Origin of the sequence: Streptomyces sp. NPDC057623 (assembly GCF_042800355.1) — a bacterium.
In the GTDB taxonomy this organism is placed as follows: domain Bacteria; phylum Actinomycetota; class Actinomycetes; order Streptomycetales; family Streptomycetaceae; genus Streptomyces.
This window is the reverse complement of record NZ_JBHVGZ010000049.1, coordinates 1-18101: the sequence shown is the minus strand read 5'-3', so window position 1 is coordinate 18101 and position 18101 is coordinate 1. Positions and strand designations below refer to the sequence as shown.

General features: G+C 69.5%; 12 protein-coding genes and 1 pseudogene. 5 read left to right on the top strand and 8 right to left on the bottom strand.

Going from position 1 to position 18101, the window contains the following annotated elements:
• Nucleotides 1-3 precede the first annotated feature (3 nt).
• Nucleotides 4-2097: a SpoIIE family protein phosphatase gene (locus ACFU95_RS35180; protein ID WP_383836448.1), complete on the top strand. Its 2094-nt coding sequence runs from the start codon at nt 4-6 to the stop codon at nt 2095-2097.
• 308 nt (nt 2098-2405) lie between these two features.
• Nucleotides 2406-3440 (top strand): LacI family DNA-binding transcriptional regulator, encoded by a 1035-nt coding sequence (locus ACFU95_RS35175; RefSeq protein ID WP_383836591.1) that lies wholly within the window; start codon nt 2406-2408, stop codon nt 3438-3440.
• A 118-nt stretch (nt 3441-3558) separates the two neighbouring features.
• Here ACFU95_RS35175 and ACFU95_RS35170 read toward each other — a convergent pair whose 3' ends face one another.
• The 4 genes from ACFU95_RS35170 to ACFU95_RS35155 all read right to left on the bottom strand — a co-directional run bounded on the left by ACFU95_RS35170 (nt 3559) and on the right by ACFU95_RS35155 (nt 9819).
• On the bottom strand, nt 3559-6606 hold the full coding sequence (locus ACFU95_RS35170) for a family 78 glycoside hydrolase catalytic domain (RefSeq protein WP_383836588.1): 3048 nt from the start codon (nt 6604-6606) through the stop codon (nt 3559-3561).
• A gap of 126 nt (nt 6607-6732) precedes the next feature.
• Entirely contained in the window at nt 6733-7998 is a 1266-nt protein-coding gene (locus ACFU95_RS35165; protein ID WP_383836445.1) for an ABC transporter substrate-binding protein, read from the bottom strand.
• Nucleotides 7999-8053: 55 nt separating this feature from the next.
• Entirely contained in the window at nt 8054-8875 is an 822-nt protein-coding gene (locus ACFU95_RS35160) for a carbohydrate ABC transporter permease (protein WP_383836442.1), read from the bottom strand.
• A complete protein-coding gene (locus ACFU95_RS35155) occupies nt 8872-9819 on the bottom strand; it encodes a carbohydrate ABC transporter permease (RefSeq protein ID WP_383836439.1) in 948 nt (315 codons plus the stop codon). Before ACFU95_RS35155 ends, ACFU95_RS35160 begins: the two co-directional genes overlap by 4 nt.
• 349 nt (nt 9820-10168) lie before the next feature.
• Between ACFU95_RS35155 and ACFU95_RS35150 the strand changes: the two genes are divergently transcribed.
• Both ACFU95_RS35150 and ACFU95_RS35145 read left to right on the top strand, forming a co-directional pair.
• A complete protein-coding gene (locus tag ACFU95_RS35150; protein ID WP_383836436.1) occupies nt 10169-11209 on the top strand; it encodes a LacI family DNA-binding transcriptional regulator in 1041 nt (346 codons plus the stop codon).
• Between the two features lie 137 nt (nt 11210-11346).
• Entirely contained in the window at nt 11347-11988 is a 642-nt protein-coding gene (locus ACFU95_RS35145) for a hypothetical protein (protein WP_383836433.1), read from the top strand.
• Nucleotides 11989-12104: 116 nt separating this feature from the next.
• Here ACFU95_RS35145 and ACFU95_RS35140 read toward each other — a convergent pair whose 3' ends face one another.
• Nucleotides 12105-13073 (bottom strand): alpha/beta hydrolase, encoded by a 969-nt coding sequence (locus ACFU95_RS35140; protein ID WP_383836430.1) that lies wholly within the window; start codon nt 13071-13073, stop codon nt 12105-12107.
• Between the two features lie 203 nt (nt 13074-13276).
• Nucleotides 13277-14584, bottom strand: coding sequence for an MFS transporter (locus ACFU95_RS35135; RefSeq protein WP_383836427.1), 1308 nt, complete (start codon nt 14582-14584; stop codon nt 13277-13279).
• Nucleotides 14585-14793: 209 nt separating this feature from the next.
• Here ACFU95_RS35135 and ACFU95_RS35130 point away from each other — a divergent pair, with 209 nt between their 5' ends.
• Nucleotides 14794-15801 (top strand): LacI family DNA-binding transcriptional regulator, encoded by a 1008-nt coding sequence (locus tag ACFU95_RS35130; protein WP_383836424.1) that lies wholly within the window; start codon nt 14794-14796, stop codon nt 15799-15801.
• A 144-nt stretch (nt 15802-15945) separates the two neighbouring features.
• Here the strand turns inward: ACFU95_RS35130 and ACFU95_RS35125 are convergent, their stop codons facing one another.
• Both ACFU95_RS35125 and ACFU95_RS35120 read right to left on the bottom strand, forming a co-directional pair.
• Complete coding sequence (locus ACFU95_RS35125; protein WP_383836421.1) at nt 15946-17961, bottom strand: beta-galactosidase; 2016 nt, start codon at nt 17959-17961, stop codon at nt 15946-15948.
• 46 nt (nt 17962-18007) lie between these two features.
• Nucleotides 18008-18101, bottom strand: a pseudogene (locus tag ACFU95_RS35120) (carbohydrate ABC transporter permease); the annotation flags it as partial.

Below are 18101 nucleotides of genomic sequence, written 5' to 3'. Positions count from 1 at the left end.
CACATGGAGCCCGCGCGTGAGGACCATGACCGTGCGCTGGTGGAGCAGGCCTTTCGCCAGGCGACCTTCTCGATGTCGATCTTCGGTACGGACCAGCGCTACCTCAGGCTCAACGACGAGTCCTGCCTGGTCATGGGGGTCGAGGAAGACGCGCTGCGCGACCAGATCTACCCCTACGGCGTTCCAGCGGACGTGGATCAGCAGGGCATGCTTCAGGCACTGCGGGACGTGGCCGCGACCGGCAAGCCTGCCTACTACGAGAGCTTCACCAGGGCCCCGTCCGGCATCCGGGAGCACGCCTGGAACGTGAAACTCTGGCCCATCCGTGGCGCCGCGGGTGACGTGTGCGCGGTGGGCATGGCCGCCTTCGACAGCAGCGAGCAGCACTGGGCGCGACAGCGCCTCGCGGTGCTCGACGAGGCGGCGGTCGGCATCGGCAGGAACCTCGACCTCACCCGTACCGCGCAGGAACTCGTCGACCTCGTGGTACCACGGTTCGCCGACTTCGCCAGCGTGGACCTGTTCCAGCCGGTGATGGAGGGCGACGAGCCCACGTCGGTCGACGGCTGGGCCGACCTCGTCACACTGCGCCGCGTCGCCCACCTGTCGCTCGAATCCGGCACGCCGGAAGCCGTGATCGAACTGGGTGGAACGGACCGCTACCCGCCGCACTCACCGCTCGTGCGGGCGCTACGCACCGGGCAGGCGGTACTCAGCGCCGGCAGCGACCCGGACCTCGAACACTGGTTGCAGGCCGTGCCCGCACGGGCCGCGAAGCTGCGCGAAGGCAGGGCACGGGGCGTGACCGTCACATCGCTTCTCGCGGTCCCGCTCATCGCGCGCGGCACGACCCTGGGCGTCGCGACCCTTCTGCGCACCAGGCCGGACCCGTTCAACCAGGACGACGCCACACTGGCCAAGGAACTCACCGGGCGGGCGGCCCTGTGCGTGGACAACGCCCGCCGTTACACCCGTGAGCGCACCACCGCGCTGACTCTCCAGCGCAGTCTGCTGCCGCGCGGCTCGGTCCGGCAGTCCGCCGTGGACGTCGCCTGCCGGTATCTGCCCGCCGACGCACGTGCCGGCGTCGGCGGTGACTGGTTCGACATCATTCCCCTCTCCGGCGCGCGCGTCGGTCTCGTGGTCGGTGACGTGGTCGGCCACGGCATCCAGGCGTCGGCGACCATGGGCCGACTGCGTACGGCCGTCCAGACCCTGGCCGACGTCGACCTTCCGCCCGACGAACTCCTCGCGCACCTGGACGACCTGGTACTTCGGGTGACCGCCGACGACGACATCGGCGATCGCACCGGGGCCGACGGGTCCGGCGCGATCGGCGCGACCTGCCTGTATGCCGTCTACGACCCGGTGTCGCGCACGCTCACCACCGCCAGCGCCGGGCACCCGCCGCCCGTGGTCCTGGAGCCCGGAGGCACCGCCCGCGTCCTCGACGTCAACGCCGGCCCCGTCCTCGGTGTGGGGGGTCTGCCCTTCGAGGCCACCGAGGCCGAACTGCCGGCGGGCACGCTCGTCGCGCTGTACACGGACGGTCTGGTGGAGGCCGCCGACCACGACCCGGACACCGGGATCGCTCAGCTGCGTGAGGTGCTCGCGTCCTCCGCCACCGCGCTGGAGAGCGGCTGCGACGCGGTCCTCGGCGCGTTGCTGCCGGAGCACCCCCGCGACGACGTGGCCCTCGTCCTCGCGCGCACGAGAGCGCTGGACGCCGGTCAGGTCCAGGTGTGGGACCTGACCGCCGACGTGGAGCGGGTGGCCGAGGCTCGTCGGCTCGCCTTGACCCAACTGGAGGCGTGGGGCCTCGAAGAGACCGCGTTCGTCACCGAACTCGTGGTGAGCGAGCTCGTCACCAACGCCATCCGCTACGGCGCCGAGCCGATCCAGCTACGTCTCATCCACGACCGGACCCTCATCTGTGAGGTCTCCGACAGCAACTCCACATCACCTCACCTGCGCCGGGCCCGCACGTTCGACGAGGGCGGCCGTGGGCTGCTGCTGGTCGCCCAGCTCACCACCAGCTGGGGCACGCGGCACACAGCGACCGGCAAGACGATCTGGGCGGAGCAGGCACTGCCTTGACTGCCCGCTCCGCTCCCGCTCACCCCCTGGCTCGTGGTCGACCTCCGCCGTGGTGTTGGGGGGCACCTCGATGCGCAGCTCGAAGTTGTAGAAGGCGTCGTTGGTCGAAGACCCCAGACGCCGGGTTGCGGCTGCTTCAAGCTGACGGGCCGCAGCGCATCGACGATCTTGAGCGGCTCCGCGGTTCGCCAGGCCAGTTGGGTAACGTTTTCCACGATGTGCGCCAGACCCTGGAGTCGCGGTCGTGTGACGTCAAGGACCCGTGCGCCCACGATGACCGCAGAGCATGAGCAGAGCCGGGAGGACCGCTGAACAAGGTCACGATTCGGGACGTCGCCGAGGCCGCACGGGTGTCCCAGTCCACGGTGTCCAACTACTTCCACAAGCCTCGCAAGCTTTCGGACGCCACCAGGGAGCGGATTCGCCAAGCGGTGGAGACGCTCGGGTTCGTGCCCAACGACGCCGCGCGCATGCTGCGCACCGGGGCGAGTCCGGTCATCGGCTACGTGGCGTTCGAACTCGCCAGCGCCACCACGCCGGAGATCGCCACCGCCATCGAGCAACGCGTGTCCGCCGAGGGCATGTATCTGCTGATGGCCAATGACGCCGGTTCGCGACAGCGTGAGCGTGAGTACCTCCAGCTGTTCGAGCAGCAGCGGGTGGCGGGGATCATCATCGCGCCGGTCGGCGAGGTGGAGGACGAACTGGCACGCCTGCGCCGACGCGGAGTCGCCAGCGTTCTGAGTGCCCGGCGGGCGGTCTCCCCCTCCCAGGCGTCCGTGTCCATCGATCATGTCGCCGGTGCCCGGCTCGCGGTCCGCCACCTCGTCGGACTCGGCCGCCGCAGGATCGGGTTCGTCACCTCCTCCCTGGATCTCCAGCAGATCGCCGACCGTCAGCGCGGGGCGCTGTCCGTGATCGAGGAGGTGCCTGACGCCACCCTGGAGCTCATCTCCGTCCCCGAACGAACCGTGGAAGCCGGCATCGCCTGCGCCAACCGCCTGGCCGACCGCGCTGCCGCCGACCGGCCCGATGCGCTCTTCTGTGTCAACGACCTGCTGGCCATCGGCATCATCCAGTCCTTCGTGGCGGGCCGGAAGATCCGCGTCCCCGAGGACATCGCGGTGGTGGGCTATGACGACATCGAGTTCGCCCAGTCGACGATCGTTCCCCTGAGCACGGTGCGAACGCCGCACGCACAACTGGGAGCAGCCGCGGCGCAGCTGCTGTTCGACGAGATCGCCGCCCTGCGTGTCCCCGCCGGCGAAGGGGGCGGGCGGGTGACGCCTCAGGTCGAGTTCGCCCCCGAACTGGTGGTGCGCGACTCGTCCGCCGGAGCCTGAGCGCCGGAGCCCGTGCCGAGTCCCGCGCCACGTTCAAGACCTACTCGGAGGGTCGGCCGAGCTCTGGAGGTCGGTCCTGGCCCCGCCCACCGGAACCGGGCGGGGCCAGGCAGAGGTGTCAACGCACGGTACTCGTCAGGGAATAGTGGCCTGACGGCAGCTGGAACGAGGCCGTGCTGTCCGCGTGCCCGAGCAGCCGCACGCCGTCCACCCGAGCCAGCGGGGTTCGCCCTTCTCGGACGGAATCCGCGGAGAGAGCCGGGACACGCAGGGTGGCCCGGCTGTTCGCGGGAACGGTCACCTCGTAGGCGAGGGTCTTGCCGCCGTCCTCAAGCCTCCACTCACTGCGGATCTCGCCGTACGGCGACTCGTGCGAGCCCCTGACGTGCGTGATCCTCCCGGTCGGATCCAGGTGCGGTTGCAGGACGAAGTCCTTGAAGCCGGGGCCGGCCGGATCGGGCGCGATGCCGGCCATGTAGGCGTACATCCACTCCATGATCGCGCCGTAGGCGTAGTGGTTGAAGGAGTTCATGCTGACCGGGCCGAAGCCGTCCGTCTCGGAGTAGGAGTTCCAGCGCTCCCAGACCGTGGTGGCACCGTTCTTCACCGAGAACAGCCAGGACGGCATGGCGTCCTGGTGGAGCAGTTCGTACGCCAGGTCGGCGCGGCCCTCGTCGGTGAGGACGGGGGCGAGGACGTTCACGCCGAGGAAGCCGACGGACAGCGTGTTCTCGGCGTATCTGACGCGGCTGCTCTTCGGGTGGGCCGCCTTGTAGGCCGCGTCGTTGCCGATGTTGTCCGCCAACAGGCCGACCAGAGTGCCGCGTTGGGCCTCGGTGTCGTAGAAGCCGAGTTTCAGCACCCACAGCAGGGCTGACTGCGTGTTGTCCTCGGTCTTCTCGTCGGGATCCGCGCCCGGTTCGATCGGTGACGCCTCGCCGAGGCTGGACTTCACGGTGACCGTTCCGCCCTCGGTGCTGAGGTACTTCTTGACGAACGCCTTCTTGATGTCGGCGAAGAGCTGTCCATAGGTCACCGCCTCGGTCGGGCGGCCGATGGCTCGGGCCATCTTCGCCATGAGGTGGGCGACATAGCCGTAGCAGACGTCGCTCATCAGCTGGGCGCTGGTCTTCTGCGGGGCGAGCCAGTCGCCGGTGAGGGAGCCCTGGCCGGCGTAGGTGTCGCCGGTCTGCTGCCGGATCCAGTCGAGGTAGCGGGTCATGGCCGGCCAGCTGTGCTCGACGAAGGCCGGGTCGCCGGTCATCTGCCACAGGGTCCAGGGCAGGATGACGCCGGAGTCCGCCCAACCGCTTCCACCCCCCGGGAAGTTGTAGCGACCGCCCGGTGCGACCCCGGTGAACTGGGCCTTGTCCATGCCGTAGATGGTCTGGGAGTCGACGGTCGTGTCCTGGAAGTGGCTGAGGAAGGGGCCGGCGGAGGCGTTGTACAGGCCGGTGGCGGCGAAGATCTGTGTGTCGCCGGTCCAGCCCAGGCGTTCGTCGCGCTGTGGGCAGTCGGTGGGCACCCAGAGGTAGTTTCCGCGCTGGCCCCAACGGATGTTGCTGATCAGCTGGTTGGTGTCGGGGTCGTTCGTGGTGACGGTCCCGATCTCCTCGGTCGCGGAGGTGGCGACCTTGCCGGTCAGGCCGGTGACCGTCACTGTTTCGTCCGCGGTGACGGACACGTAGCGAAAGCCGTAGAAGGTGAGGGAGTCCTGGTGGGTCTCCCCGCGCCGGTCGCCCTTGAGGATGTACGTGCTGGTCGCCTTGGCGCTGCGAAGGTTGGCCCGGTAGAGGGAGCCTTCGGGACCGTCCGCGCCGGCGCTGCTGTCGTTGAGCATCTCCCCGAACCGGAAAACGACTTGGGCGCCCGCCGGGCCGCGCAGACTGTAGCGGGGGATGCCGACCATGTTCTGGCCCAGGTCGAAGAGGGCGGTGTCCCCGGCGCCGATGGTGACCGGCGTGGAGGGCGCCTTGTGCGGGTCGGTCACCGTCCGGTCGGGGTCGACGACGATCCGGCCCTTGCCTTCCCCGGTGGCTCCCGTGAACACGGTGATCGACTGCGGTCGGCGGTCCCAGCGGCTCATCAGGCGGGCGGTCTCGGCCGGGTAGGCGAGGAGCTGTGCATCCGGGTACTTGGTCTCGAAGGGGACGCGTGTGGTGTCCGACCAGCCGGTGTCGTCGAAGCCGACCGACGTCCAGCCCGGCAGTTCCCTGCGCGCGTCGTAGGTCTGGCCGTCGTAGATGTCGTCGGCCCGGTAGGGACCGGTGTCGGTGGCCTTCCACGAGCCGTCCGGCCGGGTGACGACGGACTGGGTCGTCCCGTCGGTGTAGCGGATCAGCAGCTTGGCCTTGAGGGCCAGGGCGTTGCCGTTCTCGGAGTAGTAGGTGCTGCCGTCGGAGACACGGCCGTTGTACCAGCCGTTGCCGAGCACGGCAGCAAGAGTGACGGCCGGCTCCCGGGCGACGAGGTGCGTGACGTCGTAGGTGAGGTAGTTGACACGCGCGTCGTAGTTGGTCCAGCCCGGGGGCAGCAGTTCGAGGGTGGTCTCGCCGTCCTGCGGGACGGTCACACGGTGGCCGCTGACGAAGGCGTCGTACACTCCGAGCGCGGAGATGTACAGCCGTGCTTCGCGAACCCGGCCCTTCAGTGGTACCTGCGTGCGCAGCATCGGCGCGCCGGGCGAGTTGGGTCCCTTCCCCCGCATCCCGATCCACTGCGCGTCGTCCCAGCCGGTGACGCCGTCGGTGCTCATCAGGCCCGTCTCGAACCAGGCCACGGGGCCGCTGCCGATCCAGCGGCCCGCGGTGTCCCAGACGGTGACGGTCCAGTAGTAGCGGGTCGATGCCTTGAGAGGCTTGCCGCCGTAGCGGACGGCCACGGACTCGGAGGAGCGGACCCGGCCGCTGCTCCAGACGTTCGCGCGGTCACCGGTCAGCTTGCCGGGCGAGCCGGCCACGTGGATCTCGTAGGCGCCCTGGGCTCGCCCGCGTCCGGCGGACCGCATGCGCCAGCCGAAGCGGGGCTGCGCGGCGTCCACGCCCAGCGGATCGGTGCGGTGTTCCACGGTCAGTCCGTACACCGCGCCGTCCTCTCCAGGGTGCTTCGGCCCGGCCTGCGTGGTCGGGACGGCCTGCGTGGTCGCGACGGCCGTCGCCGCGAGCACGGTCCGGCGGCGGGGGCCCGTCCATTGTCTGCCGGCATCGTCACTCTCCTGGTTCTCGGGCCCGTGGTCCTGTGCGTCACGTACCGCATCACTCACACCGTCCTCCCTTCGGTTGCGACGCCACACTCACGAGCCGGTCCTGTACTCGGTGTCCATCTCCTTCAGGACGGTCCGCGGTGTCGACTGCCCGCTGAAGATCTCCTGAAGGCCGCTGAGCATGGTCTGCTGCACCTTGGCGTTGGGCCAGAGCTGGTCCATGAACGGCACGGTGCGGTTCGCCTGGATGAACTTCGACAGCTCCGTGAGCGACGGGGCCGCCGCGAAGCCCGTGTCCGGGAGGGAGGGCAGTCCGCCCTGCTTCTCGGCGAAGAGGTTCATGCCCTCGGGCGACATCACGAAGTCCACGAACCTCAGGGCCAGTTCCGGGTTCTTCGCCTTGGCGTTGACGCCGTAGCCGGCGCCCGCCGCGGCCGGGATGATGGTCCGGGACGGATCATCGGTCGCCGGAAGCGCCCTGAGTGTGAAGGTGCCCTGCGGGTTCTTTCCCTTGAGGAGGGCGATCACCCAGTTTCCCTGGATGATGCCCAGGGTTTTCCCGGTGGCGGCGAGTTGCTGGCTGGACTCGTAGTTGGTGCCCAGCGGGTTCTTCTGGAAGCAGCCGCTCTTCTCCATTGTCAGGTACTTGCCCAGGGCGGTCGTCCAGGGTGACTTCGCGAACGTGGCCTGTCCGGCCTGCATCTTCTGGACGAATTCGCGGTCCTGGCTGTAGACGGTCGTGGCGACCAGGGCGTATTGCACCAGCTGGGTCACCCAGTTGTCCTGGATGCCCAGCGCGAAGGCGGGCGTTCCCTTGGCCTTGGCCGCCCGGCAGAAGTCCAGAAGCTTCGTCCAGGTGTCCGGCGGGGTGAGACCGGCCTTGGCCATGGCCTGCTCGTTGTAGACGGCGCCGATGCCGTTCTGCCCGAAGATCGCGTTGTACGTCTTCCCCTCGTACTGGGCGACGCTCTTGATCGCGTCGGGCATCTTCGCCGCCCATGCCTGGTCGGAGAGGTCACGCAGGTAGCCCGGCTTGGCGAGGACCTGGTTGGCGGCGGGGTTGCCGTTGCCCGGCCACACCGACATCACATCGGGTGCGGTGCCTGAGGAGAGTTGGGTGCGGATCTGCTGCTGGTACTGGTCGGCGCCGCTGGTGGTGTAGCGGACCTTGACGCCCGGGTTCGCCTTCTCGAAGGCCTTGACGACGTCCTCGACCGAGCCCTGGTCGATCGAGGCCAGCGTCAGGGTCTGGGAGCCACCCCCGGAGTCGTTCGCCTTCGTGCCGCCGCTACAGGCGGCCAGGAGAGCGGCGGCTGTGACGGCCGCGACCAGAGTCATGGGAGTACGTGTCTTCATCTTGTCCCCCTCGGGGAAGTGGCAGTGGGCGTGGGGTGAAGGACGGGAGCCGGGGTCATCCCCGCAGCCCTCCCGTGAAGCCGTTGATGATGCTGCGCTGCAGCAGGAAGTAGACGATCAGGACGGGCAGGACGCTGATCACCAGGGCGGCGAAGATGAGGTTCCAGTCGGTGACGTACTGCCCTACGAACCCGGCGATCGCGACCGGCATGGTCTGCTGGGCGCTGCCGCTCAGATACAGCAGCGGGGTGAAGAAGTCGTTCCACACGGCCACCGTGTTGAGCACCAGCGCCGTCACCGTGACGGGCTTCAGCATGGGCAGCACCACGCGCCGGAAGGCCTGCAGCGGTGTGCAGCCGTCGATCAGGGCCGCATCCTCGAAGTCACGGGGCAGCGCGCGCAGGAAGCCGACGTACAGGAAGACCGTGAACGGCACTTGCAGCCCGGAGTGGAAGAGAACCAGCGCCCAGGGGGTGCCGAGCAGACCCAGGTCGCGCATCGTCTGGTAGAGCGGCAGTGAGGCGAGCTGGAAGGGCAGCACCAGCCCCAGCAGGACGAGCAGATACGTGCCCCGCGACCAACGGGCCGTGATCCGGGCCAGCGGATACGCCGCCAGGGAGGACACGGCGAGTACGACGGCGACACTGAACACCGTCACCAGCAGGCTGTTGGCCAACGCGCCGCCCAGCGAGCCCTGTTGCCAGGCCTGGGTGAAGTTGTCCAGGGTCGGCGAGCTGGTCGGCCGGATCGGTGAGGAGGTGTCGGATGACGGACGTACGGCCAGGTTGACCAGGACGTACAGCGGGAAGGCCACGAACAGTGCGGCGGCGATCATCGCCAGTTCCAGGGCGAGCGTGCGGGGGCGGTAGCGGTTCATGACGCGGCCTTCTCGTTGCGGGAGAGCAGCAGGTACTGGCCCGTGGAGGCGACCGCCACGATGATGGTCAGGACCACCGCGAGGGCGATGCTGTAGCCGAACTCGCCGAGGGTGAAGGCGTCCTTGTAGATGAGGGTCGACAGGGTGTCGGTCGCGTGGCCGGGCCCCCCGCCGGTCAGGGCGTACACCTGGTCGAAGAGTTTGATACCGCCGATGATCGACAGCATCAGATTGATGGTGAGGGCGGGGGCCATCAGCGGCCTGGTCACCGACCAGAACCGCCGGACCGGGCCGGCGCCGTCCATCGCAGCGGCCTCGTGTACCTCCTTGGGCACCGACTGGAGCCCGGCCACGAAGATCACCATGGAGTATCCGGCGTACTGCCACACGACGACTCCGACGACGGCCCAGAGGGCGAGGTCGGGATCTCCCAGCCAGTCCTGCTGCCAGCCGCCGAGCCCGACCACGCCCAGAAGACTGTTCACGGCGCCGTCCGGGCCGAGCAGGTTGCGCCACAGGTAGGCGGTCACGATCTGGGCGACCACCGCCGGGGCGAACAGGAACACCCTGAGCAGGTTCCGGGACTTGATGGCCGAGTTGACGCCGAGGGCCAGCGCCAGTCCCACCGCGTTCTGTGCGACCGTGATCGCCACGGCGATCAGCAGGGTGTGCCAGACGGCCTGCCGTGCGTCGGCATCGGCGAGCATGTCGGAGAAGTTGCCGAGACCGACGAAGGAGAAGTCGCGGCTCAGGCCGTCCCAGTCGGTGAACGCGTAGTACACGCCGCGGACACTCGGCACCAGGACGACGAAGGCGAACAGCAGCAGCGCCGGCAGCATGAACCACCAGGGCGGCGCGTTGCGGGACCGGCGGACACGTGCCGCCGGGGCCGGACCCGGGAGTGGGCCGCGGTCCGGAAGCCGGTCGTGCGGAGCGAGGATCACGGGTGGACCTACTTCCTTGAAACGTTTCACACAGTCGCCGGGGCAGGCTCGGTCAGCTCGACGCAGAAGCGGGAGCGGTATCGGCTGCCGGCACGCGGTGAGGTGAAGTCCGGCGTCGGCGACCCGCCACCGGAGGCCAATTTGGGTAACGTTTCCCACGGGGTGTTGCCAGACCCTAAAGAGCCTCCACCGTGACGTCAAGATGCCGCACAAGCTGGACCCGTGTTACGCGACCTGGGCTGTGAGGAGCCTCGCGAGCAGACGCGGACAGAAGTCGTGGCTACCCTCGCCGGGGCGTCCACTCGTACACTCCCTCGACAACGTTCCCCATCATCGGAAAGGGCGCCGGATGGAGCCGCCAGCACCGCAGCGCCGTGTCACCATCGTCGATGTCGCACGGCACGCCCAGGTGTCCACCACCGCCGTCTCGAAGGTGCTGCGCAACGCCTACGGAGCCAGCCCCGAGATGCGCGCGAAGGTACGTCGGGCCATCGACGACCTGGGATACCGGCCCCTCGCGGCCGCCCGGGGCCTGCGCGGCCAGACGTACACCATCGGCGTGATGCTGCCCGACATCCGCAACCCCTTCTTCCCCGAGATCCTCGACGGGATCACCGACCACCTGGCGGACACCGACTACCAGGTCTTCCTGGGGCCCGGCGGCTGCAACAACGAGAAGGCGGAAGCACGCGTCACCGACGCCATGATCGACCGCGGGATGGACGGCATCGTCCTGATCGCACCCGTGTCATCGCGCTCCCGTATCGAACGCATCGCCTCCGCCGTACCGACCGTGGTCGTCGGCCGCCATGGGCATTCCGCGGTGTACGACACCGTGACGGACGACGACGTCGCGGGGGCGTCCCTGGTCGTCGGCCATCTCGCCGCACTGGGACACCGGCGGATCGCCCACATCGAGCATCGCGAGACCGACGCGGCGCGCATCGCGGAGATGCCCAACGCCCAGCGCGCGGACGGCTATCGGCGCGCCATGCAGGCCCTCGGCCTCGCGGAGGAGATCGATGTCGTCTCCACCAGCTACACCCAGCAGGGCGGCTACGAGGGGGCCAGGCAGCTGCTGGCTCGTCCTCGACGGCCCACGGCCGTCTTCGCCGGCGCGGACATCGTCGCCATGGGGGTGCTGGAGGCCGTCACCGAGGCCGGGCTGTCCGTTCCCGGTGACATCTCGTTGGCCGGTTACGACAACACGGCCTTCGCGGCCTTCGGTCCCATCTCGCTGACGAGCGTCGACCAGGCGGGGCACGATATCGGCTCGAACGCGGCGCGCCTCCTGCTCGAACGGATCGCCGATCGTCAGAAGACACCGGTACAGGTCAAACTCTCGCCCACGCTGGTACCGCGCCGCACCACGGCCGCTCCCCGGGCATAGACCGGCAACACCTGGACGAGAAGGCCGCGTTCAACCATTCAGTTGAACGCGGCTCACTCGGGCTCCCATGGCCGGGGACGAGGGGCTTGGCGTAATCGGGAGGCAGCACGGGCCCGGGATGCGGAACACTTCGCCGGGTGATCGTGATGCATCCCGTCCTGGAGATATACGCACCTGACGGCTTCGACCTCTGGCCTGTCGCCGAGATCAAGTCGTTCGGCCGGCTGCCCCTCAGCGGTGAGCTCTCGCCCGCCGAGGTCGGGACGGCCATGATGCGCATCGCCGGCTGCAATGACATCGACCCCGACGGCGATCGGCCACCGCGGCCTGCCGCCGCACTTGACTCGTTCCTTCACGGACTGCTGACATTCGACAACCTCTTCGCGGCCGGCGGCCTGCGGGTCACCGACCACTCCACAGGCGTCACCTTCCTGCCCGGTTGCTGTGATGGGCTGGAGGACTGGCGCGACTGGTACCAGTTCGTCGACGGCGGCAGCCTGCTCCGTTTCGGCCACGACCCCGTGTCACCGGTCGCGGAGCGCTTCGGCGACACCGTCCGGCTCACTGTCGACGCCGAGCAGAGCGACAGCCCGGTGATCGAACTGTCCGTCGCCGAGCTCCGCGACCTGCTCGCCGGTGCCGAGCGCGACCTGGCCGACTTTCTGGCGCTGGCAGCCGATTGGTCCGCAAGGCACCTGCCCGGCCATTGCACCGCCGTCACAGCTGCCCTCGCCCGCGTTCTCGACCTTCCCACGCCGGCCATGCCACCGGAGCCGTAGGACGGCACTGGTTCGCCGGCCGCGAAGGCGGGCCCCTGGACAGCAGCGAACTCGCCGGTAGCCGCTCTGGCCCGGACGGCCCATCAAGGGCACCGGCGTCCAGCCGCCCGCCCGCTTCACTCGCCCAGCAGTCGGCGCAGCCAGCGGATCCGGGCCTCGCGGGCCTCCACCGAGAGGACGGCCTGCGGTACCAGGCTGTCGAACCCGTGGAAGCCGCCCGGCCACACATGCAGTTCGGCGACGCCGCCCGCCTGCCAGATGCGGCTCGCGTAGGCGATGTCCTCGTCGCGAAAGGTCTCGGCCGAGCCGACGTCGATGAACGCCGGAGGCAGACCCGACAGATCCCCGGCGCGGGCTGGGGCGGCATAGGGCGAGACATCGCCGGTTCCGCGCGCCTCGCCCAGCAGCGCGCTCCACCCGGTCTCGTTGGACGTGCGGTCCCACACACCCAGGCCCGCCATCTGGTGGGCGGACGGGGTGTCGTTGCGGTCGTCGAGCATCGGGCACATCAGCACCTGCCCGATCACGCGCGGGCCGCCCCGGTCCCGGGCCAGCAGAGCCACCGCCGCGGCGAGTCCGCCTCCCGCGCTGCCGCCCGCGAGAATGACGCGGTCCGGATCGCCGCCGATCTCCTTGGCGTGCTCGACCGTCCACAGCAGGCCCGCGTAACAGTCCTCCACCGGGGCCGGGTGCGGATGCTCGGGAGCGAGCCGGTACTCCACTGACACCACGACCAACCCGAGCTCCTCGGCCCAGTCGAGCGGGGTCCCCAACCGGTGGCTGCCCGCCACCATGCCGCCACCATGGATGCTGTAGACGATCGGGCGTCGATCAGCCGCGCTCGTGGGCCGGCAGATCAGCAGCGCGACATCGGGCGCATCCGGCGGCCCGGGCACGACCCGCTCCTCGACCTCGAAGAGACCGTCACAGGCCAGCTCCTCGTTCGTCGGAGGCACGAACGAGCCACCGTTCATCTGCCGCCCGGCCGGAATCATGTCCGGGGTGATCGTGGGGGGCAGTGCTTCGTGGATCGCCTCGAGATGTGCGGCGAGCTCCGGGTCGAAGGGGGGTGGAGTCATGACCATCGGGGACCTCCTGGTAGCTGGTACGCGGACGTGGCCTGCGCCGTGCCACGTCCGGCTCCCGGATCGGCGGAACAGACCAGCCCACTGCTTGCGCGGCCCCGTCGGGGAAGGAGACGGACAACCCCCGTCCCGAGCCTGGATGAAGGCACGCCGTCGACCCCGGACAGGGGCGTAGGCGCCGCCGTTGCTTCGCGCGTGATGGATCACGCAGCCGGCTGCCGGGGTATCGCGGGTGCGGGCGTGACCGGTGCCATCGGCTTTTGGGTCGACAGGGCCGCCTTGGGCAGGTGGGGCACCCAGACCAGACCGATGAGCGCCGCGACCAGCATCAGGGCGAGGAGCAGGCCGAAGAACAGCTGGGTGTGGCCGAGCGCGAAAGCGGGCGTGCCCAGCGCCGCAAATCCGGCGACGGCCCGGGTGAAAGCCATCGTCACACCCTGGGCTGTGGCCCGCAGCAGGGTGGGGAACAGCTCCTGGGACCAGACCTTGTAGATGGACTCGCCTGCGAATGAGTTGCCGAGGCCGGAGATGAGCATGACGGCGACAAGGGTGAACCTACTGGGACCGAGCAGCGCGGGAAGCAGCCAGGCGATCACGATGAGGGCGGTTCCGGCGGCGAACCAGGCATGCCTGGCGGGCCGGTCGACGACCCGCATGAACAGCAGGCCGGCGAGGAAACCTATGGGCAGTCCGAGGAGGGTCAGCTGGGAGAACTGGGCGACCTCTCCGTTGGCGAGCGCGGTCCACAGGAAGGTGCCGAACTGGCCGAGGGTGTTCGCACCGAGGTTCCAGGTGGCGTAGTACAGGCCGGTGGCGAGCAGGGCGTAGACCGTCGGTGCCCGGAAGAGATCACGGACGCCACTGAACTCGTTGGTCTCCGAGACCGCCGTGGGACGCGCGTCGGCGGCCCTGCGGGCGGCCGCCCATTCGGCCGACTCCCTGAGGGTGAGACGCAGCAGCACCACCACAACCGCCACGACCAGCAGGTGGGCGAAGAGGATTCGGCCGCCGAGGATGCCCTGCGCCCCCATGAAGGAGCTCAGCCCCAGCACGACCACGATGCCGGCGAGCCACAGCATGCCGGAGAACACGACCATGGTGCCCTTCTTGCCCGGCGGTGCCTCCTCGTTGACGAGCGCGAGCGACACGGGCAGGTCCGCGCCGATGGCGAGACCGGTCGCGATGACTCCGGCGTACAGCAGGGCAGGTCCGCCAGCCACGAGGAGTAGCAGGACGCCTGCGGCGTAGAGGACGAGGGAAAGGGTGAAGACCTTCCGGCGGCCGAACCGGTCGCCCAGTCGGCCGCCGAAGAGCGCACCGGCCGCGAACGCCAGCGTCTGCAGGCCGAGCAGGGATGCGATGGTGCCGGCGCCGAGCTGGAGCGGCCCGGCATAGTAGCCGCCGATGGCGATTCCCGACGTGACCAGGGCCGCGGCGTCCAGATAGGAGGCCATACCCGCGAGGATCGCGGTCTTCCACGGGCTTCTCGTGGCGTCCTTGATGCCGGACACGAGTCCTCCTCTACGAGCACCGGGAAGGGCTGACAAACCTGGCGGCCTGGCTGCGAGTCGTCCGGACGACGGTGAGGCCAGGCAGTGAGCTTTACCGCTCCGGGCGAGAGGTACCCACCCGTCTCACTTACGCGTGCCAGTTAAGTGATCTGGCGGGTAAGCTAACGGCGGCCGTGGGCTTTGACAAGAGGTGCGACTGAGGGCGGCGGGTGACCGGGGTGTCCGGCGGCAGGCGGGTGACCAGCGCGGATGTCGCGCGGGAGGCCGGGGTTTCCCGCGCGACAGTGAGTTATGTCCTCAACGACGTTCCCCATCAGAAGATCCCCGAGGCCACGCGACAGCGGGTGTGGGACGCCGCCGCCCGGCTCGGCTATTCACCCTCGGCCGCGGCTCGGGCCCTGCGCACCGGGCGCTCGGAGATCGTGCTCGGCCTGCTGCCGGACTGGCCGATCGAGCATGTCATCGGACGACTCATCCAGCAGCTGACCAACACCTTCGCCGAGAACGGGCTGACCTTCGTGGTGCACTCGTCAGCTCATCCCGCGCGCCCTCTGCGGGACATCTGGAAGGCCATGACCCCGGCGGCCGTGTTGGCCCTCCAGGAGTTCGACGACCGGGAAGCCGACGAGATGCGGGCGGCAGGGATCGAGGTGGTCATGGCGATGCACGGGTCGCTCCGGGGTGAGCCCCGGCCTCCGCTGGTGTCCGAGCAGCCGATCGGCGCACTGCAGGCACGGCACCTCGCCGCACCCCATCGCCGGCTCGGCTACGCCTACCCCGATCTGCCGGGACTCGACGTCCTGGCCCAGCCGCGACTGGACGGCGTCCGCAAGGTGTGCGCCGAGCTGGATCTCCCGGAGCCGGATGTCCGGACGGTACCCCTGGACGCGCCGGGCGCCGCCGAAGTGGTGAAGGCGTGGCTGGCGTCCGACCCACCGGTCACGGGCATCTGCGCGTTCAACGACAATGTCGCCCTCGCCGTGCTCGCAGGCTTGAGCCACCTCGGGCTGCGCGCTCCGCAGGACCTGGCCGTGATCGGCGTCGACGACATCCCGGGCGCATCGCTGGCACACCCACCGCTCACCACGGTCGTCCGCGACACCGACGCCATCGCACGGGGCCTGGCCCGCCGCGTCGTCGACACGCTGGCCGGAAAGGAGATCCCCGCCGCGCCCGTCCGGGACGACCTCCTGCTCCGCGTCCGGGAATCCGCCTGACCGGCGCGCGCTGGTCCTTTTGAGAATCGGCGGCCCGCCCCTGCTCAGCTGCTGCGGCCTCAGCTTGATCCTCTCGGGGAACCTGAGCGACAAAATGGCTCCCGCGACCTCACTGCGGGGTTTGTCCCGCCCGGGCGACTGCACTCAGCGCGTCTCGCGCACCACTGCAACGCCCCCGGCGGGAACGGTGACCGATCCGTGGACGGATGTGCCGGTGAGGAGTTCCACACCGCGGGCGGGGATTTCGGCGCCGGCTCCGGAGTGGTCGATCAGGAACAGGTAGTCCGCGTCGGTCCCACTGCGCCGAACGGCCTCGACGCCGTCAGGTGAGGTGGCGAGGACGGGACGGACGCCGGCCTCCTCCCGGATACGGCCGAGCAGCGCCGCCAGCGTGGCCGGGTCGGGTCGGGTGGCCAGGTACCAGGCGGTGCCGGTGCCGTGGGCGTTCCTCGTCACGGCCGGTACGCCGGCCAGTGGCCCGTCGCTGTAGGTGGCGATGGCTTCGGCGCCGGTGAGCCGGACGCGTTCGGACCACAAGGTGGCGGTGGCGTTCTGGGGAACCTGGCCCATGAGTTCTCGGGTCTCGTCGGGGAGCAGCGGGAAGAGTTCGTCCGTCACCACACCGAGGGCGTCCCGGAACGCGCCGGGGTATCCGCCGAGCCGGACGTGGCAGTTCTCGTCGACCGCGCCGCTGTGGAAGCCGACGGCCAGGGTGCCGCCGCGCTCGGCGAAGGACGTGAGGTTGGCGGCGCCGGCGTCGTCGATCAGATAGAGGCTGGGGGCGAGGACCAGGCGGTAGGGGGAGAGATCCGTGTCGGGGCGTACGAAGTCGACGGCCACGCCTGCGCGCCACAGCGGTGTGTACCAGTCTCGGACAAGATCCTGGAAGCGGAGTTCGGAACTGGGCTGGGAGGGGAGTTCCAGGGCCCAGCGGGCGTTCCAGTCCCAGACGATGGCCACGTCTGTCGCTACCGTACTGCCGCGGACCTCGGCCAACGCGTCCAGGTCCGCGCCGAGTCGGACGACGTCCCGCCAGATCTGGCTGTCCGTGCCCGCGTGCGGCAGCATCGCCGAGTGCCACTGCTCGGCACCCGCCTTGGCGGCCCGCCACTGGAAGTAGGCGATGCCGTCGGCGCCGCGCGCGACGTGAGCCAGGGCGTTGCGGCGCATCTCGCCCGGCTGCTTGGCCCGGTTGACGGGCTGCCAGTTGACGGCACCTGTGGAGTGCTCCATCAGCAGCCAGGGTCCGCCCGCCATGGAGCGCACCAGGTCGCCGCAGAGAGCGACGTCGATCTCCGACTCCGGGTCGGTGGAACGCAGATAGTGGTCGTTGGAGACGATGTCCAGCTCGGGGGCCCAGCGCCAGTAGTCCAGTGCCTCGATGCTGAAGTTCACCATGAAGTTGGTGGTGGCGGGGATGCCCGGTGCGGCGTGGCGAAGCACGTCGCGTTCGGCGGTGAACAGCGAGAGCAGTTCGTCCGAGCAGAAGCGGCGCCAGTCCAGCTGGTGGGCCGGGTTGGGGTCGGCTCCGGTGGCGCGGGGCGGCAGGATCTCGTCCCAGTCGTAGTACCACTGACTCCAGAAGGCCGTGCCCCAGGCGTAGTTGAACGCCGCCAGGTCGTCTGCGTACCTGGCGCGCAGCCAGCGCCGGAAGGCGGCCGCACTGGTGTCGCAGTAACAGGCGGCGTTGTGGCAGCCGTACTCGTTGTGCACGTGCCACATGGCGACCGCCGGGTGGTCGGCGTAACGTCGACCGATCTCGCCCGCGATGCGCAGCGCCGCGGTCCGGTAGGCAGGGCTGGACGGGCAGAACGTCTGGCGGCTGCCGTACGACAGGCTTCGGCCATCCCGGTCGACGGGCAGCGCCTCGGGGTGGGCGCGGAAGAACCAGGCGGGCGGGGCGGCCGTCGGAGTGGCGAGGTCGGCGGCGATGCCGTTCGCGTGGAGCAGGTCGAGGATCTTGTCCACGTGGGAGAAGTCGTACACGCCCTCGGCGGGTTCCAGCAGGGCCCAGGAGAAGATGCCCACGCTGACCATGGTCACGCCTGCCTCGCGCATGAGGAGCATGTCCTCGGCCCAGACCTCCTCGGGCCACTGCTCGGGGTTGTAGTCGCCGCCGTAGGCGATTCCGGGCAGGCGAAGGCGGCGTTCGGTACTCACTGGTGTTGCTCCGGGAGGTAGCAGGAACAGTTGACTTGAGGGGGTGTCAGCCCTTGTTGGCGCCGAGGGTGAGGCCGCTGACGAACTGGCGCTGGAGCACGAAGTAGACGATCAGCGTGGGGATCGCGGTGAGCAGGGCG

Coding starts and splice junctions, on each gene's coding strand:
- ACFU95_RS35160 (WP_383836442.1), bottom strand. CDS start 8,875: ATGAACCGCTACCGCCCCCGCACGCTCGCCCTGGAACTGGCGATGATC.
- ACFU95_RS35180 (WP_383836448.1), top strand. CDS start 4: ATGGAGCCCGCGCGTGAGGACCATGACCGTGCGCTGGTGGAGCAGGCC.
- ACFU95_RS35165 (WP_383836445.1), bottom strand. CDS start 7,998: ATGAAGACACGTACTCCCATGACTCTGGTCGCGGCCGTCACAGCCGCC.
- ACFU95_RS35140 (WP_383836430.1), bottom strand. CDS start 13,073: ATGGTCATGACTCCACCCCCCTTCGACCCGGAGCTCGCCGCACATCTC.
- ACFU95_RS35150 (WP_383836436.1), top strand. CDS start 10,169: ATGGAGCCGCCAGCACCGCAGCGCCGTGTCACCATCGTCGATGTCGCA.